General features: G+C 61.7%; 20 protein-coding genes, 1 pseudogene and 1 riboswitch. Of the genes and pseudogenes, 5 read left to right on the plus strand and 16 right to left on the minus strand.

What is annotated here, in order from left to right:
- The first annotated feature begins 645 nt into the window (after nucleotides 1–645).
- The 3 genes from ACXX83_RS16235 to ACXX83_RS16245 all read left to right on the plus strand — a co-directional run bounded on the left by ACXX83_RS16235 (nucleotide 646) and on the right by ACXX83_RS16245 (nucleotide 3,048).
- Nucleotides 646–870: a hypothetical protein gene (locus ACXX83_RS16235; protein WP_007898912.1), complete on the plus strand. Its 225-nt coding sequence runs from the start codon at nucleotides 646–648 to the stop codon at nucleotides 868–870.
- Nucleotides 871–1,147: 277 nt separating this feature from the next.
- The gene (locus ACXX83_RS16240) at nucleotides 1,148–1,630 is read left to right on the plus strand and encodes a hypothetical protein (protein WP_217835932.1); all 483 of its coding nucleotides are present in this window, start codon (nucleotides 1,148–1,150) and stop codon (nucleotides 1,628–1,630) included.
- A 146-nt stretch (nucleotides 1,631–1,776) separates the two neighbouring features.
- A complete protein-coding gene (locus ACXX83_RS16245; protein WP_458549080.1) occupies nucleotides 1,777–3,048 on the plus strand; it encodes an OmpP1/FadL family transporter in 1,272 nt (423 codons plus the stop codon).
- An 89-nt stretch (nucleotides 3,049–3,137) separates the two neighbouring features.
- Here ACXX83_RS16245 and ACXX83_RS16250 read toward each other — a convergent pair whose 3' ends face one another.
- From ACXX83_RS16250 to cobO, 14 genes and pseudogenes are all read right to left on the minus strand, one after another.
- Nucleotides 3,138–3,704, minus strand: a complete 567-nt coding sequence (locus tag ACXX83_RS16250; protein ID WP_407799495.1) for a glutathione peroxidase — start codon at nucleotides 3,702–3,704, stop codon at nucleotides 3,138–3,140.
- A 54-nt stretch (nucleotides 3,705–3,758) separates the two neighbouring features.
- A complete protein-coding gene (locus ACXX83_RS16255) occupies nucleotides 3,759–3,881 on the minus strand; it encodes a hypothetical protein (RefSeq protein ID WP_263288213.1) in 123 nt (40 codons plus the stop codon).
- Nucleotides 3,878–5,086: an MFS transporter gene (locus ACXX83_RS16260; protein WP_015096156.1), complete on the minus strand. Its 1,209-nt coding sequence runs from the start codon at nucleotides 5,084–5,086 to the stop codon at nucleotides 3,878–3,880. The genes ACXX83_RS16255 and ACXX83_RS16260 overlap by 4 nt, the downstream gene beginning before the upstream one ends.
- Nucleotides 5,087–5,138: 52 nt before the next feature.
- The gene (locus tag ACXX83_RS16265; RefSeq protein WP_007984513.1) at nucleotides 5,139–5,543 is read right to left on the minus strand and encodes a MarR family winged helix-turn-helix transcriptional regulator; all 405 of its coding nucleotides are present in this window, start codon (nucleotides 5,541–5,543) and stop codon (nucleotides 5,139–5,141) included.
- A 200-nt stretch (nucleotides 5,544–5,743) separates the two neighbouring features.
- The gene (locus tag ACXX83_RS16270; RefSeq protein ID WP_458549081.1) at nucleotides 5,744–6,475 is read right to left on the minus strand and encodes an adenosylcobinamide-GDP ribazoletransferase; all 732 of its coding nucleotides are present in this window, start codon (nucleotides 6,473–6,475) and stop codon (nucleotides 5,744–5,746) included.
- 2 nt (nucleotides 6,476–6,477) lie between these two features.
- Nucleotides 6,478–7,053 carry an alpha-ribazole phosphatase family protein gene (gene cobC, locus ACXX83_RS16275; protein WP_458549082.1) on the minus strand — a complete coding sequence of 192 codons (576 nt, stop codon included), beginning with the start codon at nucleotides 7,051–7,053 and terminating at the stop codon, nucleotides 6,478–6,480.
- Complete coding sequence (gene cobT, locus ACXX83_RS16280; protein WP_458549083.1) at nucleotides 7,050–8,105, minus strand: nicotinate-nucleotide--dimethylbenzimidazole phosphoribosyltransferase; 1,056 nt, start codon at nucleotides 8,103–8,105, stop codon at nucleotides 7,050–7,052. Before cobT ends, cobC begins: the two co-directional genes overlap by 4 nt.
- Nucleotides 8,102–8,623 (minus strand): bifunctional adenosylcobinamide kinase/adenosylcobinamide-phosphate guanylyltransferase, encoded by a 522-nt coding sequence (gene cobU, locus ACXX83_RS16285; protein WP_015096160.1) that lies wholly within the window; start codon nucleotides 8,621–8,623, stop codon nucleotides 8,102–8,104. The genes cobT and cobU overlap by 4 nt, the downstream gene beginning before the upstream one ends.
- Before the next feature lie 149 nt (nucleotides 8,624–8,772).
- The gene (locus tag ACXX83_RS16290; protein WP_458549084.1) at nucleotides 8,773–10,224 is read right to left on the minus strand and encodes a cobyric acid synthase; all 1,452 of its coding nucleotides are present in this window, start codon (nucleotides 10,222–10,224) and stop codon (nucleotides 8,773–8,775) included.
- Nucleotides 10,221–11,211, minus strand: a pseudogene (gene cobD, locus ACXX83_RS16295) (threonine-phosphate decarboxylase CobD). Before cobD ends, ACXX83_RS16290 begins: the two are co-directional and overlap by 4 nt.
- Nucleotides 11,204–12,112, minus strand: coding sequence for an adenosylcobinamide-phosphate synthase CbiB (gene cbiB / locus ACXX83_RS16300; RefSeq protein WP_458549085.1), 909 nt, complete (start codon nucleotides 12,110–12,112; stop codon nucleotides 11,204–11,206). The pseudogene cobD and the gene cbiB overlap by 8 nt, the downstream one beginning before the upstream one ends.
- Nucleotides 12,109–12,759 (minus strand): 5,6-dimethylbenzimidazole synthase, encoded by a 651-nt coding sequence (gene bluB, locus ACXX83_RS16305; protein ID WP_458549086.1) that lies wholly within the window; start codon nucleotides 12,757–12,759, stop codon nucleotides 12,109–12,111. Before bluB ends, cbiB begins: the two co-directional genes overlap by 4 nt.
- A complete protein-coding gene (locus ACXX83_RS16310) occupies nucleotides 12,756–14,156 on the minus strand; it encodes a cobyrinic acid a,c-diamide synthase CobB (protein ID WP_458549087.1) in 1,401 nt (466 codons plus the stop codon). Before ACXX83_RS16310 ends, bluB begins: the two co-directional genes overlap by 4 nt.
- The gene (gene cobO, locus ACXX83_RS16315; protein WP_007984541.1) at nucleotides 14,153–14,764 is read right to left on the minus strand and encodes a cob(I)yrinic acid a,c-diamide adenosyltransferase; all 612 of its coding nucleotides are present in this window, start codon (nucleotides 14,762–14,764) and stop codon (nucleotides 14,153–14,155) included. The genes ACXX83_RS16310 and cobO overlap by 4 nt, the downstream gene beginning before the upstream one ends.
- Nucleotides 14,765–14,846: 82 nt before the next feature.
- A riboswitch (cobalamin riboswitch) is annotated at nucleotides 14,847–15,079 on the minus strand.
- Nucleotides 15,080–15,232: 153 nt separating this feature from the next.
- Here cobO and ACXX83_RS16320 point away from each other — a divergent pair.
- Together ACXX83_RS16320 and ACXX83_RS16325 are read left to right on the plus strand one after the other, a co-directional pair.
- A complete protein-coding gene (locus ACXX83_RS16320) occupies nucleotides 15,233–15,817 on the plus strand; it encodes a hypothetical protein (protein WP_429385871.1) in 585 nt (194 codons plus the stop codon).
- A 66-nt stretch (nucleotides 15,818–15,883) separates the two neighbouring features.
- On the plus strand, nucleotides 15,884–17,197 hold the full coding sequence (locus tag ACXX83_RS16325) for a PQQ-dependent sugar dehydrogenase (RefSeq protein ID WP_458549088.1): 1,314 nt from the start codon (nucleotides 15,884–15,886) through the stop codon (nucleotides 17,195–17,197).
- A 126-nt stretch (nucleotides 17,198–17,323) separates the two neighbouring features.
- Here the strand turns inward: ACXX83_RS16325 and ACXX83_RS16330 are convergent, their stop codons facing one another.
- Both ACXX83_RS16330 and ACXX83_RS16335 read right to left on the minus strand, forming a co-directional pair.
- Entirely contained in the window at nucleotides 17,324–17,986 is a 663-nt protein-coding gene (locus ACXX83_RS16330) for an O-methyltransferase (protein WP_458549089.1), read from the minus strand.
- 18 nt (nucleotides 17,987–18,004) lie between these two features.
- Entirely contained in the window at nucleotides 18,005–18,541 is a 537-nt protein-coding gene (locus ACXX83_RS16335; RefSeq protein ID WP_102701790.1) for a C40 family peptidase, read from the minus strand.
- Between the last annotated feature and the right edge of the window lie 20 nt (nucleotides 18,542–18,561).

Below are 18,561 nucleotides of genomic sequence, written 5' to 3' on the forward strand. Positions count from 1 at the left end.
GCGCGTTTTTTGGTCATGCCTGGGGATAAGCCCTGGCAAACCCAGTATTTAGACAGCTGCGTTGCTAGCAACATCGATGACCGATGGTCGGATTTTGCTCTGCTACAGGGCGTATCAATTGGAGGCAGTGCCGCTTCATACGCTTATCTACAAGGCAAAACAGCACCCGCACGGAAATTCTTTTTGCTATCACACTTCCCTTGGGCAGTTCAATCCGTTAGTATCCGCGGCGTTAGTACCAAGCTGAAAGTCAATTCTGGTCGAACAAATCCCCCCGGTCAGCCTTCCTGAAGGAAGCCTCCACCGAACAAGCGGGATCGACCACCTCGATGGTTTCCAGGTAAATCTTGCGCCGACACAACCTTTGAATCGAAAGCAAAGGGTGTTGCTCCGCCTGCCTACTCTGCTCGAACCAACCTGCAAATTGATCAGGATCTTCACCCCGGGCCCAGAACCTTTGCCCTCGATGTGTTGCCTGCCCTCCTAAGTACCTACCTGCCAGCCCAAGCGCGCCAACTTATCAGCGCTTCAAACTGGCTGCTTTGTTCCAGTCGGGTTCTTCGTTCGATCAATGGTGATCGACGTTACTGGAACGTTTTAACGTTGCACGGTTCTTATCCGTGTCATTTGTAGGAACACCCAATAATGTCTACTCAAATCCACACTCAGGATGCCATTCGCACCCTAACCAACGCTTTTGCACCAATGAACTGCCTGATCATGGCCGCTCGCAAAGGCTGCTTCAGCTTCACCCTGGTCAACGAACACGGCATCGCTCGTCACAGCGAACGCCTGTACCCCGATCAATACTCCAGCGCCGAGCCGCTGCAGGCCGTGATCGAGCGTACCCGTCAGGCCCTGGTTGCCTGAAACGCCAGAAAGGCTGAAAAACCCGAAAGCCCTGCCCGAAAAGCAGGGCTTTTTATTGCCCGATGTTTCCCCGCACTCGAACCACGACTAAGCACGATCCGATATAAGGGTTATAACTGGTCGCTGGAAATATTTTAAAAACAGTCCTTTACAGCGCGAATATGACACTACACTTCAACTCAAGCGGCTTGACCCGCTTGCGGCGAGCCTGAACCGATTCACAGCTGCCAAGCCCCCCCTTCAGGCATCGCCGTCCAATTCAGGTTTCGAGGGTTTTATGGGTATCGCTGCCAGCGAACTGTGCCGCTATGTGATTCGTCCGACATTGATCTACCTCGGACGCCAAAGCGCTACTGCCGAATCCCTGCTGCTGGGCATTGCCGCCAGCCAGTCAGCCCTTGGTTCCGCCCTGCATGACCGCCGTGGGCACGGCCTGTACCGCATCGCCGAACCCCGCCACCAGGCCCTTTGGGACCATTACCTGGCCCTTGATCCGGAGCGTGCAAGCCTGGTCCGCGGCCTGGCCAGCCAACATGCGTTTCTGAGCGGGCCGCACCTCGAGTTGACTGTCAACCTGCGTTACGCCACAGCCATCGCCTGGCTGCTGGTGGAAGAACAGAATACCCCCCTCCCCTCCCCTGATGATTTGTTGGGCATGGCCAGGATCTGGCGCCAGACATTTCATCCCCAGGGGCGTCTGCGTGATTTCACCAGCGCCTGGCAAACCTGTGTTTCACCCCTGAATCAGGTAGCCTGCTGACACCTCTGGATCCAAACATCGCGAAACATGTGGTGATTTTGGTCGGATTGTCCTACAAAACCGCTCTAAATCAAGGCATACAGCCTATGGCGCCGGGACGAAAATGTTGGTAATTTTCGCCCCGCTGATCACCAGGAGTCCTAATAATGAAAAAAGTAATGCTCAAAACCACCATTAGTCTCGCCGTTGCCATGGCATCCACCCAGATTTTCGCAAGTGGCTTTGCCCTGAACGAACAAAGCATCAGCGGGATGGGGACAGGTTTTGCCGGGCGATCTTCCTCTGCCGACGACGCATCCACCATTGCTGGCAACCCTGCCGGCATGTCCCGCATCAAGCGCGAACAAGTGACCGGCGGTGTTGCATTCATCGACGCGCACACTGACATCAGTGACGCCAACTCCCGTCCGAACGGCGGTACCAACAAAGGTGACATGGTCCCTTTCATGGGCGTGCCGATGGGTTACTACGTCAAACCAATCGACGACCACTGGGCATTCGGTATCGGCGTCTACGCACCATTCGGTCTGGTCACCGACTACGAAAACAACTTTGCCGGCCGCTACTTCGGCAGCAAGAGCGAAGTTAGAATCGTCACCCTGCAACCGACTGTCAGCTACGCCTTCAACGACAAGGTTTCCATCGGTTTCGGCCCGACCATCAACCGCATCGACGGCACCCTGGAATCGAACCTGTCGATCACCCAGGCCGCGCCAGACGGCAAGGTCAAGATCGAAGGTGACGACACTGCGCTGGGCTACAACATCGGCGTTCTGGTTCAAGCCACCGACAGCACGCGTGTCGGCCTGACCTACCACTCGAAAGTGAAGTACAAGCTCGAAGGCAACACCAAGGTCAACTACGGCTTGCTGGGCCTGATCGGCCAGAACCCGAATCAGAAGTACGACGCTTCGCTGGACCTGACCACACCTGAATCGGTGGACTTCTCGGTCACTCACCAGCTCGACGACAAGTGGACTCTGTACGCAGGCAGCACCTGGACCCGCTGGAGCCGCCTGAAAGAAATCACCGTTGAAAACACAGGTGTTCCAGCCGCTCTGAATGGCCAGTTCGGTACCATCACCGAAGAACAGAACTGGCACGACACCTGGGCTCATGCCATCGGCGCGTCCTACCAGCTGAACAAGCAATGGGTACTGCGTACCGGCCTGTCCGTTGACCAGGCACCGACCAACAACGTTGACCGTTCCCCTCGCATCCCGACGGGCGATCGCAAGATTTTCAGCGTGGGCGCCGGCTGGAGCCCGACCGACGACCTGACCATCGACCTGGCGTATTCGTACCTGCGCGAAGAATCGGTCAAGGTCAACAACAGCAACGACCGTGGCCAGAGCTACAACGCCAAGTATGAAAACTACGCGAACGGTTTCGGACTCGGTGCAACCTACCGCTTCTGATGATTCCCGGCGAGCCTGAACCGCTCGCCATCGGAATCAAAAAAAGCCCCGCTCTCTTTATAGAGGCGGGGCTTTTCAGTGGGCATCGATCAGGGGGTCGAAGCGAGCGGAGGCGAAGCCAGGGCTTTTTCTACCGCGGCGATGAACTCGGGATCATCCGGCTTGGTCAGGCTGGAGAAACTGGCGATCACCTTGCCCTGGCGATCGACCACATACTTGTAGAAATTCCACTTCGGCGCACTGGCCTGACTGGCGAGGACTTTGAACAAGTGCGTTGCGTCTTCGCCGCGAACCTTCTGTGGCTCAGTCATGGTGAAGGTCACGCCGTAGTTGGCATAGCAGACTTTCGCAGTCTCGGCGCTGTCTTTGGACTCCTGCTTGAAGTCGTTTGACGGCACGCCGAGTATTTCCAGCCCTTGCCCCTTGTAGCGCTGATTGAGTGCCTCAAGGCCCTCGAACTGCGGTGCGAAGCCGCAGAAACTGGCGGTATTGACCACCACCAGCGGTTTGTCGGCGTAACGCTGGCACAGGTCGATGGACTCCTTGGCCCGCAACTTCGGCAGCGAGCCCTGCAGCACCTCCGGACAGTCAGCGGCCCAAGCCGGCCCGGACAACGCCATCAGCAACGCGGGAACAGCACACCAGCGCTTGAGCATCTCGAGCCTCCTTGATAATTCGTCAAAAGCGACGTTACTCGCCCTCGCCGCTCACTAGCAAGCCCCCATGCCCAACTGCATCAACGCCAGCCCGCCCTGATGCCAGCCCCACCACGACAACGCCAGCAACAAGGCGCAGACGGCGGCTACAGCGATCCGGGGCCAAAGTCTGTTCATGTCGCACTCATCTGTGTTTGCAGGCGCGCCACCGGCCGTTCACGCACCGGCCAGTTGAGGGCCGCGGCCAACAGGCTCAAGAGAATTGCCACTTGCCAGATCAAGTCATAACTCCCGGTTCGGTCATACACCACCCCGCCCAACCAGCCGCCCAGGAACGAACCGAGCTGGTGAAACAGGAAAACAATCCCGCCGAGCATGGACAGGTTTCGCACGCCAAACAAGGTCGCCACCGTACCGTTGGTCAATGGCACCGTCGACAGCCACAGGAAGCCCATGGCCATGCCGAACAGGTAGGCCGTGGTGGTGGTCACCGGTGCCCACAGGAACAACGCAATGACCACCGCCCGCAACAAGTACAGACCGGTGAGCAAACGCGGTTTGGACATGCGCCCGCCGAGCCACCCGGCGGTATAGGTGCCGAAAATGTTGAACAGGCCGATCAGCGCCAGCACCGTGGTGCCGACCGTGGCCGGTAGATGCTGGTCCACCAGGTAGGCCGGCAAGTGCACACCGATGAACACCACCTGGAATCCGCAGACAAAAAAGCCGAACGCCAGCAGCCAGAATCCGGAATGCGAGCAGGCTTCGCGCAGTGCTTCGCCAAGGGTTTGTTCATGGCCCAGGACGGGTAATGGCTTGTCCTTGAGCATGCTCACCAGCGGTACGATCAACGCCACCAGCAAGCCCAGCGCGAGCAAAGCCGCGGACCAGCCAAGCCAGCCGATCAAACCGAGCGTGCCGGGCAACATCGCGAACTGGCCGAACGAGCCGGCAGCACTGGCGATCCCCATGCCCATGCTGCGCTTTTCCGGTGGTACTGCGCGGCCGACCACACCCAGAATCACCGAGAACGACGTGCCGGACAGACCGATACCGATCAGCAGGCCGGCGCTCAGGGACAGGGTCACTGCCGAGTCGGAGAGCCCCATGCAAATCAGCCCGGCTGCGTAAAGGACGCCACCGATCAACACCACTTTCGCCGCACCGAAGCGGTCGGCCAGCGCGCCGGTGAATGGCTGGGCGAGGCCCCAGATCAGGTTCTGCAAGGCGATGGCGAAGGCAAAGACTTCACGACCCCAGCCGAACTCGGCACTCATCGGCGCCAGGAACAGCCCGAAGCCATGTCGAACCCCCAGAGACAACGCAAGGATCAGCGCACTCCCCAACAGGACCCAACCGCACGTACGCCACATCGATGTCATTGTTGTTCTCCGGTAGCGGGTATATACCCGCTTATGTTCGGAAAAACTGGCGTCACGCCAGTTCGTCCAGCAGCTTCAATAAGATTTCGCGCTTCTCGGCCCCCAGGCGATCGATCAAGCGCTGCTGTGCGGCTTCCCAGGCCGGCAAGGCAGCCTTGAGACGCTCCGCCCCGGCCTCGGTCAGCAGGACGATACGGTTACGCATGTCTTCGCCCTCGACCAGTGTCACCAGGCCCTCCCCCTCCAGCACCCGCAAATTGCGCCCCAAGGTGCTGCGGTCCAGGCCCATGGCCTCGGCCAGGGTTGAAATGCTCGGCTGATCCAGACGCTGCAGATTGCACAGCAAAGAATACTGCGCAACGTTGATCCCGAAGCCGTCGAGAGCGCCGTCGTAATGCCTGCTGACGCCACGGGCGGCGCGACGCAGGTTGATGCATAAACATTGGGAATCGAGCATGGTGCGTGTATATACCCGCGAGCGTGTTAAATCAAGTTACATGGTTTTTTCAGTGACTGAGCGGCGCCTGCTAGATCGCCATCGCGGGCAAGCCCGCTCCCACAGAGATTTTCGGTGTGCCCACTATTTTGCCAACAAAACAGAAACCCTGTGGGAGCGGGCTTGCCCGCGAAGGGGCCAGAACATTCAATACAACCCCATCAGAACAGCGCCAAGCCTACCAGCACTGCAACTTCCAGCAACTCCAGCATTGCCCCTGCCGTATCGCCAGTCGTTCCACCGAGCCGCCGCAGCATCACCTGGCGCAACCAGACAAACCCGAGAACCGCCAACACCACCGCCAGCACACCACTCAAACCGGCAATCAGCACACAGGCCAGTGCACTGACCGCCAACACCTGCCTGCCCGCCGAGCGCGGAAGATGATCGGCCAATGCCTGCCCCAGGCCACCGGCACGCACATAGGGTGTGGTCAGGAACAAGCCGAGCAACGCGCTGCGACCGATCAACGGCACGATGATCAATGCCAGCGAATTCGGTTGCCCGATCAACGCCAGCAGCGCAGTGAACTTGAGCAACAACACCAGCACCAGCGTCACCACGGCGATCGGCCCGCTGCGCGGGTCTTTCATGATGGTCAGCGTACGCTCACGGTCGCCAAAACCGCCGAGCCAGGCGTCGGCGCTGTCCGCCAGACCATCGAGATGCAACCCGCCGCTGAGCAGTACCCAGACGCTCAGCAATAACGCCGCGTGCAACAACGCCGGCGTCCCCTGCAACAGCCAGCTCACTGCCCACAGAATTGCGCCAAAGAGCAATCCCACCAGCGGATAAAACAGCAGTGACCGCCCCAGTTCCCCAGGCTCAGGCATGCCGGGCAGGCGAATCGGCAGGCTGCTGAGAAATTGCAGGGCGATCCAGAATGGCAACATGGTCAAAGCACTTCCTTCAACAAACCATCGGACTCCATCGTCAGCGAAAACAGTGCGCCATGCCCGACCTCAACGTTGAGCAGCTGCTCTCGCGGCAGCCCGCGCGCTTGTGCCAGCAACAGGCGCATCACCCCGCCGTGGCTGATCAGCAGAATGCGCTCACCGGCACAGGTCGCGTGCAAACGCTCCAGCGCTGCCAATACCCGTGTCGAAAAGCCTGCAACCGGCTCACCCTGAGGCGGCGTGAACGAGTAAGGATTGGCCCAGAACAAGCCGAGCGCCTGCGCGTCGGTTTCCATCAACGCCGCCGCGCTCTGCCCTTCCCAGGCGCCGAAATGCAACTCTTGCAGGTCTTTATCCAACTGCACCGGTACACCCAGTTGTGCACCGAGCTCCTCGGCAAACCGCGCACAACGCTGCAACGGCGAACTGACCAACCGATCCCATGGCCCCTGCCCGACCACGGCGGCGCGCATCTGCGCCCAGCCCGTGTCGGTCAAGGCATCATCGATGCTGCCGCGCAGGCCACCGCCGAATTCGGTTTCACCGTGACGCAACAGATCCACGCGCAGGGTCATGCCGGACGATCTGCCACGGCGGCTTCGGCGAAGGTCGCCATCTGCCCGTGCAGGTCGCACGCCAGACGCAACAGCGGCACAGCCAATGCCGCGCCACTGCCTTCACCGAGCCGCAGACCAAGATCAAGCAAGGGTTGCGCATCCAGGGTTTCCAGCACATGACGGTGACCCGGCTCGGCGCCACGATGACCGAACAACAGCCACTGACGGCATTCAGGATTCAAGCGCACCGCGACCAGCGCAGCGACACTGCAGATGAAGCCGTCCACCAGCACCGCGACACCTTCTTGAGCACAGGCGAGATAGGCACCGACCAACGCGGCAATCTCGAAGCCACCAAGGTTGAACAGGGTCTGCAAGGCATCGCCACGCTGCGGGCCATGCAATACCAGGGCACGCTCGATCACCCGGGCTTTGTGGCTGACACCTTCGGCGTTGAGCCCGGTGCCAGGCCCGGTCAAATGGCCCACCGGGCAATCGAGCAAGGCACAGGCCAGGGCGCTGGCGGCGGTGGTGTTGCCAATGCCCATTTCGCCACCGATGAACAACTGCGCACCGCTGGCCATCGCCCGCTGCACGCTGTCACGGCCGGCCTGCAAAGCGAGTTGTCCCTGGGCTGCGGTCATGGCCGGCCCCTGTACAAAATTCGCCGTGCCCGGGCCGACGTTCAGGTGGCGCACACCGGGCAGGTTCAGCGACGACTTCACCGTGCCAAGGTCAACCACCTCAAGGGAAGCGCCCAGTTGTCGCGCCAGGACGCTGATCGCCGCACCACCGCTGACGAAGTTGAGCAGCATCTGCCCGGTGACTTCCTGGGGAAACGCCGACACGCCCTCGGCGACCACGCCATGGTCGCCGGCAAATATCGCGATCCACACCTGTTCCAGACTCGGCTTGACCCGTCCCTGCAATCCCGCCAGTTGCACCGCCACCGACTCCAGCTGGCCGAGGGAGCCGGCCGGCTTGGTCAGTTGCTGTTGCCGCGCCTGGGCCTGTTCGAGCGCTTGGGTATCGACCGGCCTGCACGGGTTCAGCCACCAGGATTGAGTCATAACGCAGTTCCTTTCAGAGTCAGGGGCAGGCCGGCGACGGTCAGGACGACACGCTGACAGCGCTCAGCCAGAGCTTGATGCAGCCAACCGGCTTCATCGACATAGCGGCGAGTCAATTCGCCCAGCGGCACGACACCCATTCCGGTCTCGTTGCTGACAAAAATGATTTCACCCGGCAACGCTGCCAGGCAGTCCAGCAGGGCATCACGCTCGGCTTGCAAGCGCCCGGCATCGTCGAGCATCAGCAGGTTGGTCAGCCACAGGGTCAGGCAATCCACCAGCAGACAGTGGTCGGCACGGGCGCTTTCACGCAGTACCCGGGCCAGTTCCAGCGGTTCTTCAATCAGTGCCCATTCGGCAGGACGACGGGCGCGGTGATGAGCCACCCGCTCGCTCATTTCGCCATCCAGTGGCTGGCTGGTGGCGATGTAGGTCACGGTCAGAGCGCTGTCGATGGCGAGTTTTTCAGCCAGACGACTCTTGCCGGAGCGGGCGCCGCCGAGGATCAGTTGGAGCATGGTTGTTTTCCTTGAAATTTTCGCTGAGGCGACTGGCCTCATCGCGGGCAAGCCCGCTCCCACAGGATTACGAGGTGTACTCAAATTTCACGATCAACCCAAATCTCTGTGGGAGCGGGCTTGCCCGCGAAGAGGCCAGAGCTTTCACCTCAGATTCCACAGAGCTGCCGCAACAGCCCGGTATCCAGATGCTTCTCCACCAGATCCGCCAGCCGCTCGATATCGCGCTCGCGCAAGCCGTGATAATCCACGTCCTGCACCTCCTCCAGACCGGCCCAGCGCAACAGCGCACTGCACGCCGCCGGCGATTCGAACAGCCCGTGCAGGTAGGTGCCGAAAATCTGCCCGTCAGCACTTTGCGCACCATCGCAGCGGCCGTCATCCAGATGCACGGCGGCATTTTCCAGAGCGGGTCCGGTGGTCACGCCGGCATGGATTTCATAGCCTGATACCGGCGCATCTTCCAGCGCCAGGCGACCGCACACATTGCGCAGCTGTTTCTCTTGTTCGAGCCGGGTCTGGAACGCCAGCAGCCCCAAACCGGCACTGGAACCCGGCGCGCCCTCGAGGCCCAGCGGGTCATGCACCTGCTCACCGAGCATCTGCAGGCCGCCACAGATCCCCAGCAGTTTCCCGCCGTAACGCAGATGCCGGGCAATCGCGGTTTCCCAGCCGTTGGCCCGCAGGTACGCGAGGTCGCTGCGGACACTTTTCGAACCAGGAAGAATGATCAGGTCGGCAGGTGGAACCGCCTGGCCGGGCCCGATGAATTGCAGGTCTACCTGCGGATGCAGGCGCAGCGGATCGAAATCGGTGTGATTGCTGATGCGCGGCAGCACCGGCACCACGACTTTCAGCACCCGTTCGGCTTTATCGGTCTGGCGCTGATCGATGCCGTCTTCAGCCTCCAGGTGCAGGTCCATCACGTACGGCAGCACACCCATCACCGGTTTGCCGGTGCGTTCTTCAAGCCAGTCGAGACCGGGTTGCAGCAACGCGATGTCACCGCGAAAACGATTGATGATGAAGCCTTTGACCCGCGCCTGTTCGCTCGGCGACAGCAGTTCGAGGGTACCCACCAGATGGGCGAAAACCCCGCCGCGATTGATATCGGCAATCAGCAGCACCGGACAATCCACCGCTTCGGCGAAGCCCATGTTGGCGATGTCGCCGGCGCGCAAATTAATTTCCGCCGGCGAGCCTGCGCCTTCGACCATCACCAGCGGATACGCCGCGCTCAAGCGCTCGTGGGAGGCCAGTACCGCTTGCATGGCGATGCTTTTGTAGTCGTGATAGGCGACGGCGTTCATGGTCGTGACGGCGCGGCCATGGATGATCACCTGGGCACCGGTGTCACTGTTGGGCTTGAGCAATACCGGATTCATGTCGGTGTGCGGTTCAAGGTGCGCGGCCTGGGCCTGAACCGCCTGGGCACGGCCAATCTCGCCGCCGTCGGCGGTCACCGCACTGTTGAGTGCCATGTTCTGCGGCTTGAACGGCACCACCCTGACGCCCTGACGCGTGGCCCAACGGCACAACGCAGTCACCAGCGTGCTTTTCCCGGCATCCGACGTGGTGCCCTGCACCATCAACGTGGTCATTGGTTTTCCTTGGCGAAATCTTCGAAGGCTTGCGCCAGTCGCACCCAGGCGGCTTCGTCACCGGGCAGGCCGAATCGCAGGCTGCTGTTGTGCGTGAACAACCGCAGGAGAATGCCGCGCCGGGCCATGAATTCATGCAGTGCTTCGGCGCGCTCGGTGATCAGCCACTGGAACAGCGCACAGCCGCCCTTGGGCTCGAAGCCGTGTTGCTGCAGTAACGACGCCAGGCGCTCGCTGGCCTCTTCGGTGCGCAGCCGTTGCCGCGTTTGCCCCTGCGTATCGCGCAGACAGGCCTGCCCCACTACCCGGGTTGCCCCGCTCACGGCCCAGGGTCCCACTTGTTCTGCCAGCAACTTGAGCAACTTGCGCTCGGCCAGCACAAACCCCAGGCGCACACCGGCCAGGCCGAAAAACTTGCCGAAGGAGCGCAAGACGATCAGCCCGACCTGATGGGCAAACGGCGCCAGGCTCAGTTGCGGCGTGTTATCCATGAACGCTTCGTCCACCACCAGCCAGCCACCGCGCTGGGCCAGTCGCGTGTGCCAGTCGAGCAGGCGACTGGGGGAGGCTCAGGCCCGTGGGATTATTCGGATTGACCACCACCAGCACGTCGAAACTGTCGATAAAGAAGTCGACTTCCTGCTCCAGCACTTCGCGCACGATGTAGCCGTTGCGACGCCAGGCTTCGGCGTGCTCGGCGTAGCACGGCGACAACACACCCACCTTGCCTGCCCGCCGCAATCGCGGCAGCAGCTGGATCGCCATTTGCGAACCGGCCACCGGTAATGCCTGCAAGGTGCCGTAGTAATCACAGGCGGCCTGTTCCAGACCATCGTCCGCCTCCGGCAAACGGGCCCAGGCCCGTAGCGGAATCTCCGGCACCGGGAACGGCCAGGGTGCAAGGCCCGTCGACAGGTCCAGCCAGTCGGCTTCATCTATGCCGTATTCGAGCGCCGCCTTGCGCAATCGGCCACCGTGCTCAAGCATAAAATTCAGCCCCCAGGCAGAGAATCAGCAGCCATAACCATACCCCGCGCTGGACCAGTTGCCAGCCTTGGTCAATGGAGTCGGCGTCCGCCGGCACGCCTTCGCCCAGTTGCGGACGCTGGTGCAGTTCACCGTGATAAATCGCCGCGCCGCCCAGTTCAACGCCAAGGGCCCCTGCCCCTGCCGCCATTACCGGGCCGGCGTTCGGGCTGTCCCAGGTCGGGCCCTGGGTGCGCCAGCATTTCAACGCCAGCCGGGTTTTGCCCAGCAGCGCGTAAGTCAGTGCCACCAGACGCGCAGGAATGTAATTGAGCACGTCGTCGATCTTCGCCGCCGCCCAGCCGAACCGTTCGAAGCGCTCATTGCGATAGCCCCACATCGCATCCAGCGTATTGCTCAGGCGATAGAGCACCACGCCCGGCGCACCGGCCACGACAAACCAGAACAACGCGGCGAACACCGCGTCGCTACCGTTTTCCAGCACCGACTCGGTGGCGGCACGGGCGACTTCGGTTTTATCCAGGTCACTGGTTTTACGGCTGACCAGATAACTCACACGCTTGCGCGCTTCATCCAGATCATCGCCGCGCAAGGCCTTGGCCACCGGCGTGACGTGCTCACCGAGGCTGCGCATGCCGAGGGCGCAATAGAGCGCGAGAATCTCGACGATCCAGCCGACGTAAGGCGCCCAGGAAAATGCCGTGACCAACAGCACCAGCGGCAGCACGGCGATCACCCACGCGGTGACGCCATGGCTGCGCCAACCGCGACCGCCGCCGTTGAAACGTTGCTCGATGCGATCGGCAAAACGGCCGAACGCCACCAGCGGATGCCAGCGTTTGGGTTCGCCCAGCAGCGCATCCAGCGCAACCGCGGCGACACTCAACAACGCCACACTCATTGACTCACTCCCCAATAATTTTCATACAGCAATTCATGCAGCGCACGCGCCTGCGCCCAGCCTTCGAGCACCAGCATCGGCGCCGGGTAGAACGCCTTTACCGGCCCCAGGCACAACACCGCCAGCGGTTTGGCTCCCGGCGGCAGCCTCAGCAGGTCCGCCAGTGCCTGGGGTTCGAACAGCGACACCCAGCCCATGCCCAGCCCTTCGGCGCGAGACGCGAGCCACAGGTTCTGGATGGCACAGGACAGCGAGGCCATGTCCATTTCCGGCAAGGTGCGACGGCCGAAGATATGCTGCTCGCGGTCGTCCATCAGTGCGGCGACCAGTACCTCGGCGCAATCGTTGATGCCTTCCACCTTGAGCTTCATGAACTCGTCGCTGCGCTCGCCGAGGGCTTCGGCGGTGCGCACGCGCTCCTCTTCCACCAGGGCCTGGATTTGCCCGCGCAAGGCGCGATCACTGATGCGGATGAAGCGCCAGGGCTGCATCAGGCCGACGCTCGGCGCCTGATGTGCGGCTTGGAGCAGGCGCTGGAGCAACTCGGGCTCGACCGTGCCGCCACTGAAGTGGCGCATGTCGCGGCGCTCGCCGATGGCGCGATAGACCGCTGCGCGTTCGGCTTCGGTGAATGCGTTGTCTGTCATGGCCTCTTCGCGAGCAGGCTCGCTCCCACATTTAGAAGTGAGCTGCCTGAAGAAATGCATTCCTCTGTGGGAGCGGGCTTGCTCGCGAAGGCGGCTTCAAGGTCCGGCGCAAACAGCGCGGCAATCGCCGAGGGGTTCGACGGAAAATAAAAGTGCACATAAGAGGCGGTCATCCGCCCGTCACGGTAAACCGCTTCCGCACCGCGCCCGCCGTTCGGGCTCACGCCCCGGGCAATCGGCGCCAATTCAGTGCTGGTCAGTGAATGGTGATAGGTGTGCCCGCGCAGCGAACCTTCCGGCAACTCCACCGCTTGCAACGCCAACGCTGCCAGACGCTTTTGCATGACCGCATCACCGGTCAGCAAACCAACCAGTTCGGCACGAGTGCCCTCGACATCGGTCAGGGAGTCGAGCAGATACAGCATGCCACCACACTCGGCGAGCAAGGGTTTGCCAGCGGCGTGGTGCGCGCGGATCGCGTCGAGCATCGCGGTATTTTGTGCCAGCGCAACATGGTGCAGTTCCGGGTAACCACCCGGCAGATACAGGCTGTCCGCTTGCGGCAACGCACGGTCGCGGATCGGCGAGAAAAACGACAGCTCGGCGCCCATCGCCCGCAGCAAATCCAGGCTCGCACCGTAGGTGAACGCAAAGGCTTCATCACGGGCCACCGCAATGCGCACACCGGCCAACAGCGGTTCGGCGACGATGACATCGGGGGCGGCGAACTCGACTGCCGGTGGCAGCGCGACCTCGCAACTGCTGGCCAGGGCATCGGCTGCCGCATCGAGGCGCAGGTCGAGATCATTCAGTTCACTGGCTTGAACCAGCCCCAGGTGTCGGCTCGGCAGTTTAATCCCGGTTTCCCGGGACAGCGCGCCGTACCAGCGCAAGCCTTCAGTCAGGCTGCCTTCGAGCAGTTGCGCGTGGCGCAGCGTGCCGACGCGGTTGGCCAGCACGCCGGCGAACGGCAAGTCCGGCTGATAACGCGCCAGCCCCAGGGCCAGTGCGCCGAAGGTCTGGGCCATGGCGGTACCGTCGATCACACCCAGTACTGGCACACCGAAATGCCGTGCCAGATCGGCGCTCGACGGCGTACCGTCGAACAGCCCCATGACGCCTTCGATCAGGATCAGGTCGGCGTCAGCGGCGGCTTCCCACAGCAACCGGCGACTCTCCTGCTCGCCGACCATCCACATGTCCAGTTGATACACCGGCGCACCGCTGGCGCGCTCGAGGATCATCGGATCGAGAAAGTCGGGGCCGCACTTGAACACGCGAACTTTGCGCCCCTGATTGCGATGCAAGCGGGCCAGCGCCGCAGTAACGGTGGTCTTGCCCTGGCCGGAGGCCGGCGCGGCAATCAGAACCGCCGGGCAATGACGAGGCTGGTTCACAGCTCGACGCCTTTCTGCGCTTTGATCCCGGCCTGAAAGGCGTGTTTGATCATGCCCATTTCGGTGACCGTGTCGGCCATCTCGATCATTTCCGGCTTGGCGGCACGCCCGGTGACCACCACGTGTTGCATCGGCGGCCGGGCCTGCAAGTCGCTGAGCACCTGATCCAGATCGAGGTAACCGTGCTTGAGGGCGATGTTCAGCTCATCGAGCACCACCAGGCCGATGGACGGATCGCGCAGCAGTTCCCGGGACACCGCCCACGCCGCTTCGGCGGCAGCGATGTCGCGCTGACGGTCCTGGGTTTCCCAGGTAAACCCTTCGCCCATCACATGAAAACGCACCTGCTCGGGAAAGCGCCGGAAAAACAACTCTTCGCCGGTACTGTTGCGGCCCTTGATGAACTGCACCACACCGCATTGCATGCCGTGCCCCATGGCGCGGGCGAGCATGCCGAAGGCCGAACTGCTCTTGCCTTTACCGTTGCCGGTCAGCACCAGCAACAGACCACACTCGTTCGGGGAATTGGCGATGCGCTCGTCGATCACGGCTTTTTTGCGCTGCATGCGCGCCAGGTGGCGTTCGTCACGATCGGGGGTATCAGTCATGGGGGAGCTCTCCGTTGAGGCAGGAATAACGGCGGGCAGGCACAGCAATAGAAGGCAACAAGCCTGGCATCGCCCACCGTGATGCCGCTGGATGAATCAGGCCGGTCTCCGGGCTCATGAGTGGCGCAAAGCCAGACTGTGCGCCTTCCCGCATCGAATCGACACAGTGGCATCAGACACAGTTTTCACTCATTTACCGTTGCGGGGGCAGCGCCGGAATTGCGGTTCCTCGACCAACAGAAGAACTCGCTCACCGGCTTCCCTGTTTCACTCTGTCGACCCAAGTCACAGAGCACCTGAAACAAGCCGCGAAGGTTAGAGGGTTGGGGGTGGAGCGTCAATTAAAGCCGGGAGGCCAGCTGCCGAATAACTGTCGTCAATCAAAAAACTGACGTCAATCTTGTGCCTCACTCTCAGCAGTGATATCAAAGAGCCACAACCTCACAACACAATAACAAGGGTGAGCCCATGCAAGGCATGATCATCAGCAATCCAAAGCTGGAATTCCTGCGCCCTGTGCTCGAGCGCTGGTTCGAATGCATCGACCGCTATAACGCCGTGCGCGGTGATGGCGACACACCCTACTGGCACGACGAAAAAGCCAATCTCGGACTGTTGTCTGCCGCCGCCTGGATGGCCGAGATGGTCACACTGCAACAGACGCCTACCCGCAAGCAGACCGAAGAAGGCGAACGCAACAGCCGCGCCGACCTGTTCCTCGCCTCGCCCGAAACCCGCGCCTACATCCAGACCAGCCAGCGCTGGCCACGGGTCAACAGCCTCAATCTGACCCAGGCCCTGCTCGACATCGCCAGCGATGCAAAGCGCCTGAGCCACGCCAGCGACCTGAAACTCGGCTGCCTGTTCGTCGCCCCGCAAAAAGCCCAGCAAGGCGCGACACCGGAAGAACTCCAGGACATGGTCGACGACCTGCAAAAGGAACACACCTGCGCGGTCGCCTGGTATTTCCCGTATGCCTACCGCAAGTTGCGCAATGAAGCCGGCAACTATCACCCCGGCATTGCGGTGCTGTTCAAGGAAGCTCGTGGCTAGGGGTTGAACCATTGGACGACAACGCGTCTCTATGATTAGAACAAGGCATTCATAGGGAACACCCGTATGCGCACGCCCCCGCTCGTTCTCGTTATCGCGATCTGCGGAGGGCTCGCCGGTTGTAGTGAGACCGCCGGCCTGCAAGTCTCCGACGGCACCGGCCCTTCACCCCAACTGCCGCCCCCCAACAAAACCCTGATCCCGACTGTGAACATCGCCCCGGCCATCGGCTGGCCACAGGGCGCGAAACCCGTCGCCGCCGCGGGCACTCAAGTGGCCGCTTTTGCCGAAAACCTGGATCACCCCCGCTGGCTTTATGTACTGCCCAACGGCGACGTACTGGTGGCGGAAACCAACGCGCCACCCAAACCCGAAGACGGCAAAGGCATTCGCGGCTGGGTCATGAAGCAAGTCATGGGACGCGCCGGGGCCAGGGTGCCCAGCGCGAACCGCATCACCTTGCTGCGCGACAAGGACCACGATGGCGTCGCGGAAACCCGCACGGTGTTTCTGCAAAACCTCAACTCGCCCTTCGGCATGACCCTGGTCGGCAAGGACCTGTATGTGGCCGACACTGATCGCCTGCTGCGCTTTCACTATGAAAGTGGCGATACGCAGATCAAGTCGCCACCGGTCAAAGTGGTCGACCTGCCGGGTGGCCCGCTGAACCACCACTGGACCAAAAACGTCATCGCCAGCAAGGACGGTCGCAAGCTCTACGTCACCGTGGGCTCCAACAGCAACGTCGCGGAAAACGGCATGGACAAGGAAGAAGGTCGCGCAGCGATCTGGGAAGTGGACCGTGCCACCGGCCAGCAGCGGATCTTCGCCTCCGGCCTGCGCAACCCCAACGGCATGGCTTGGGAGCCGCGCAGTGGCGCGCTGTGGACCGCGGTCAACGAGCGGGATGAAATCGGCAGCGACCTGGTCCCGGACTACATCACCTCGGTCAAGGACGGCGCATTCTATGGCTGGCCTTACAGCTATTACGGCCAGCATGTCGATAGCCGCGTCGAGCCGCAAAACCCCGGTCTGGTGGCCAAGGCCATCGCTCCGGACTATGCCGTCGGCCCGCACACGGCATCACTGGGCCTGACCTTCGCTGAAAACAGCAAGCTGCCGCCGCCGTTCACCCAAGGGGCCTTCATCGGCCAGCACGGCTCCTGGAACCGTAACCCCCACAGTGGCTACAAAGTGATTTTCGTGCCGTTCAGCGCAGGCAAACCTGCGGGACAACCGATTGAAGTGCTCAGCGGTTTTCTCAACGAAAAGGAAGAAGCCATGGGCCGCCCGGTGGGCGTGGTGATCGACCGGCAGGGCGATCTGCTGGTGGCCGATGATGTGGGGAACAAGGTGTGGCGGGTGTCGGCTGCTAGATAACGTTATCACTGAAACATAAAAAACCTGTGGGAGCGAGCTTGCTCACGATGAGGCCAACACACTCAACATCCTGGTTGACTGACATGCCGCCATCGCGAGCAAGCTCGCTCCCACATGATTTCCAGCTCAACGCTTGCGACAAAGTGTGAGCCCGTCACCCAACGGCAACAACGACAGATCCACCCGCACATCATCCTTCAACGCCAGGTTGAGCGCCTGGATAGCCCGGGTGTCCGCGCTCTCGGGGCTGGTCTCAAGCACGCGCCCGCTCCACAGGGTGTTGTCGAACAGCACCAGCCCACCGACCCGCAGCAAACGCAGGGCATGCTCCAGATAACTCGGATAGTAGGCCTTGTCGGCATCGATGAACACCAGGTCGAACTGCTCGCCCCCACCTTGCCGCTCAAGATCGCCGAGGGTTTCCAGTGCGGGGGCCAGGCGCAGGTCGATCCGCCCGGTGAGTCCCGCTTCCTGCCAGTAGCGCCGTGCGATGGCGTTGTAGTCGCCGGGGATATCACAGCAAATCAGCGAACCTTCAGCCGGCAATGCCGCCGCCATGCACAGCGCGCTGTATCCGGTGAAAGTACCGACTTCGAGCAAGCGCCTGGCGCCTGTCAGCTTTACCAGCAAGGCGAGAAACTGTCCCTGCTCCGGCGCCACCTGCCAGCGCGCCATCGGCAGCGCCTGGGTCTCATCGCGCAAGCGCTTGAGCAGTGGTGTTTCGCGCAGGGAAACATCGAGCAGGTATTGATACAGGGCGTCGTCGAGATTCAGCGTACGAGCAGTCATGAGCAGCAGCTCCGGACGTTACGGGTTGCGCGCCAGATGTTCAGGCTGCAGAACACGCTTGGCGCTCAGGTAAGCCTTTTGCCAATACGCCTTGGACAGACTGTCGAGCTTCACGGTGCCGCCAGTGGCCGGCGCGTGGACGAAACGCCCTTCTCCCACGTAGATGCCGGCATGACTGACCTGGGAACCGCCATTGGTAGCGAAGAAAAGCAGGTCGCCAGTCTGCAGGCCTTCCTTGCCAACACTCGCCGCTTGCATGGAGATCATCTCGCGCGTGGTGCGCGGCAAGGCAATACCGGCTACATCGCGGTACACGTACGCGATCAGGCCGCTGCAATCAAATCCGGAATCCGGCGTGTTGCCACCCCAGCGATAAGGCGTACCCACCAGGCCGAGCGCGCGAAACAGCACGTCCTCCGCTTCGGGCGAAAACGCTTGTGGGGAACCAAACACGATGGGCGCGCGAACCACCGGCGCAGGAGGCGGTGTGCGGCTGGCGCAGGCACTGAGCAGCGCTGCGAAGAACATGATTGCGAGGCGGGCCGACGTCGTCATAAGCAGAACATCCTGATCTG

The sequence above is a fragment of the Pseudomonas sp. GNP012 genome, assembly GCF_054343835.1.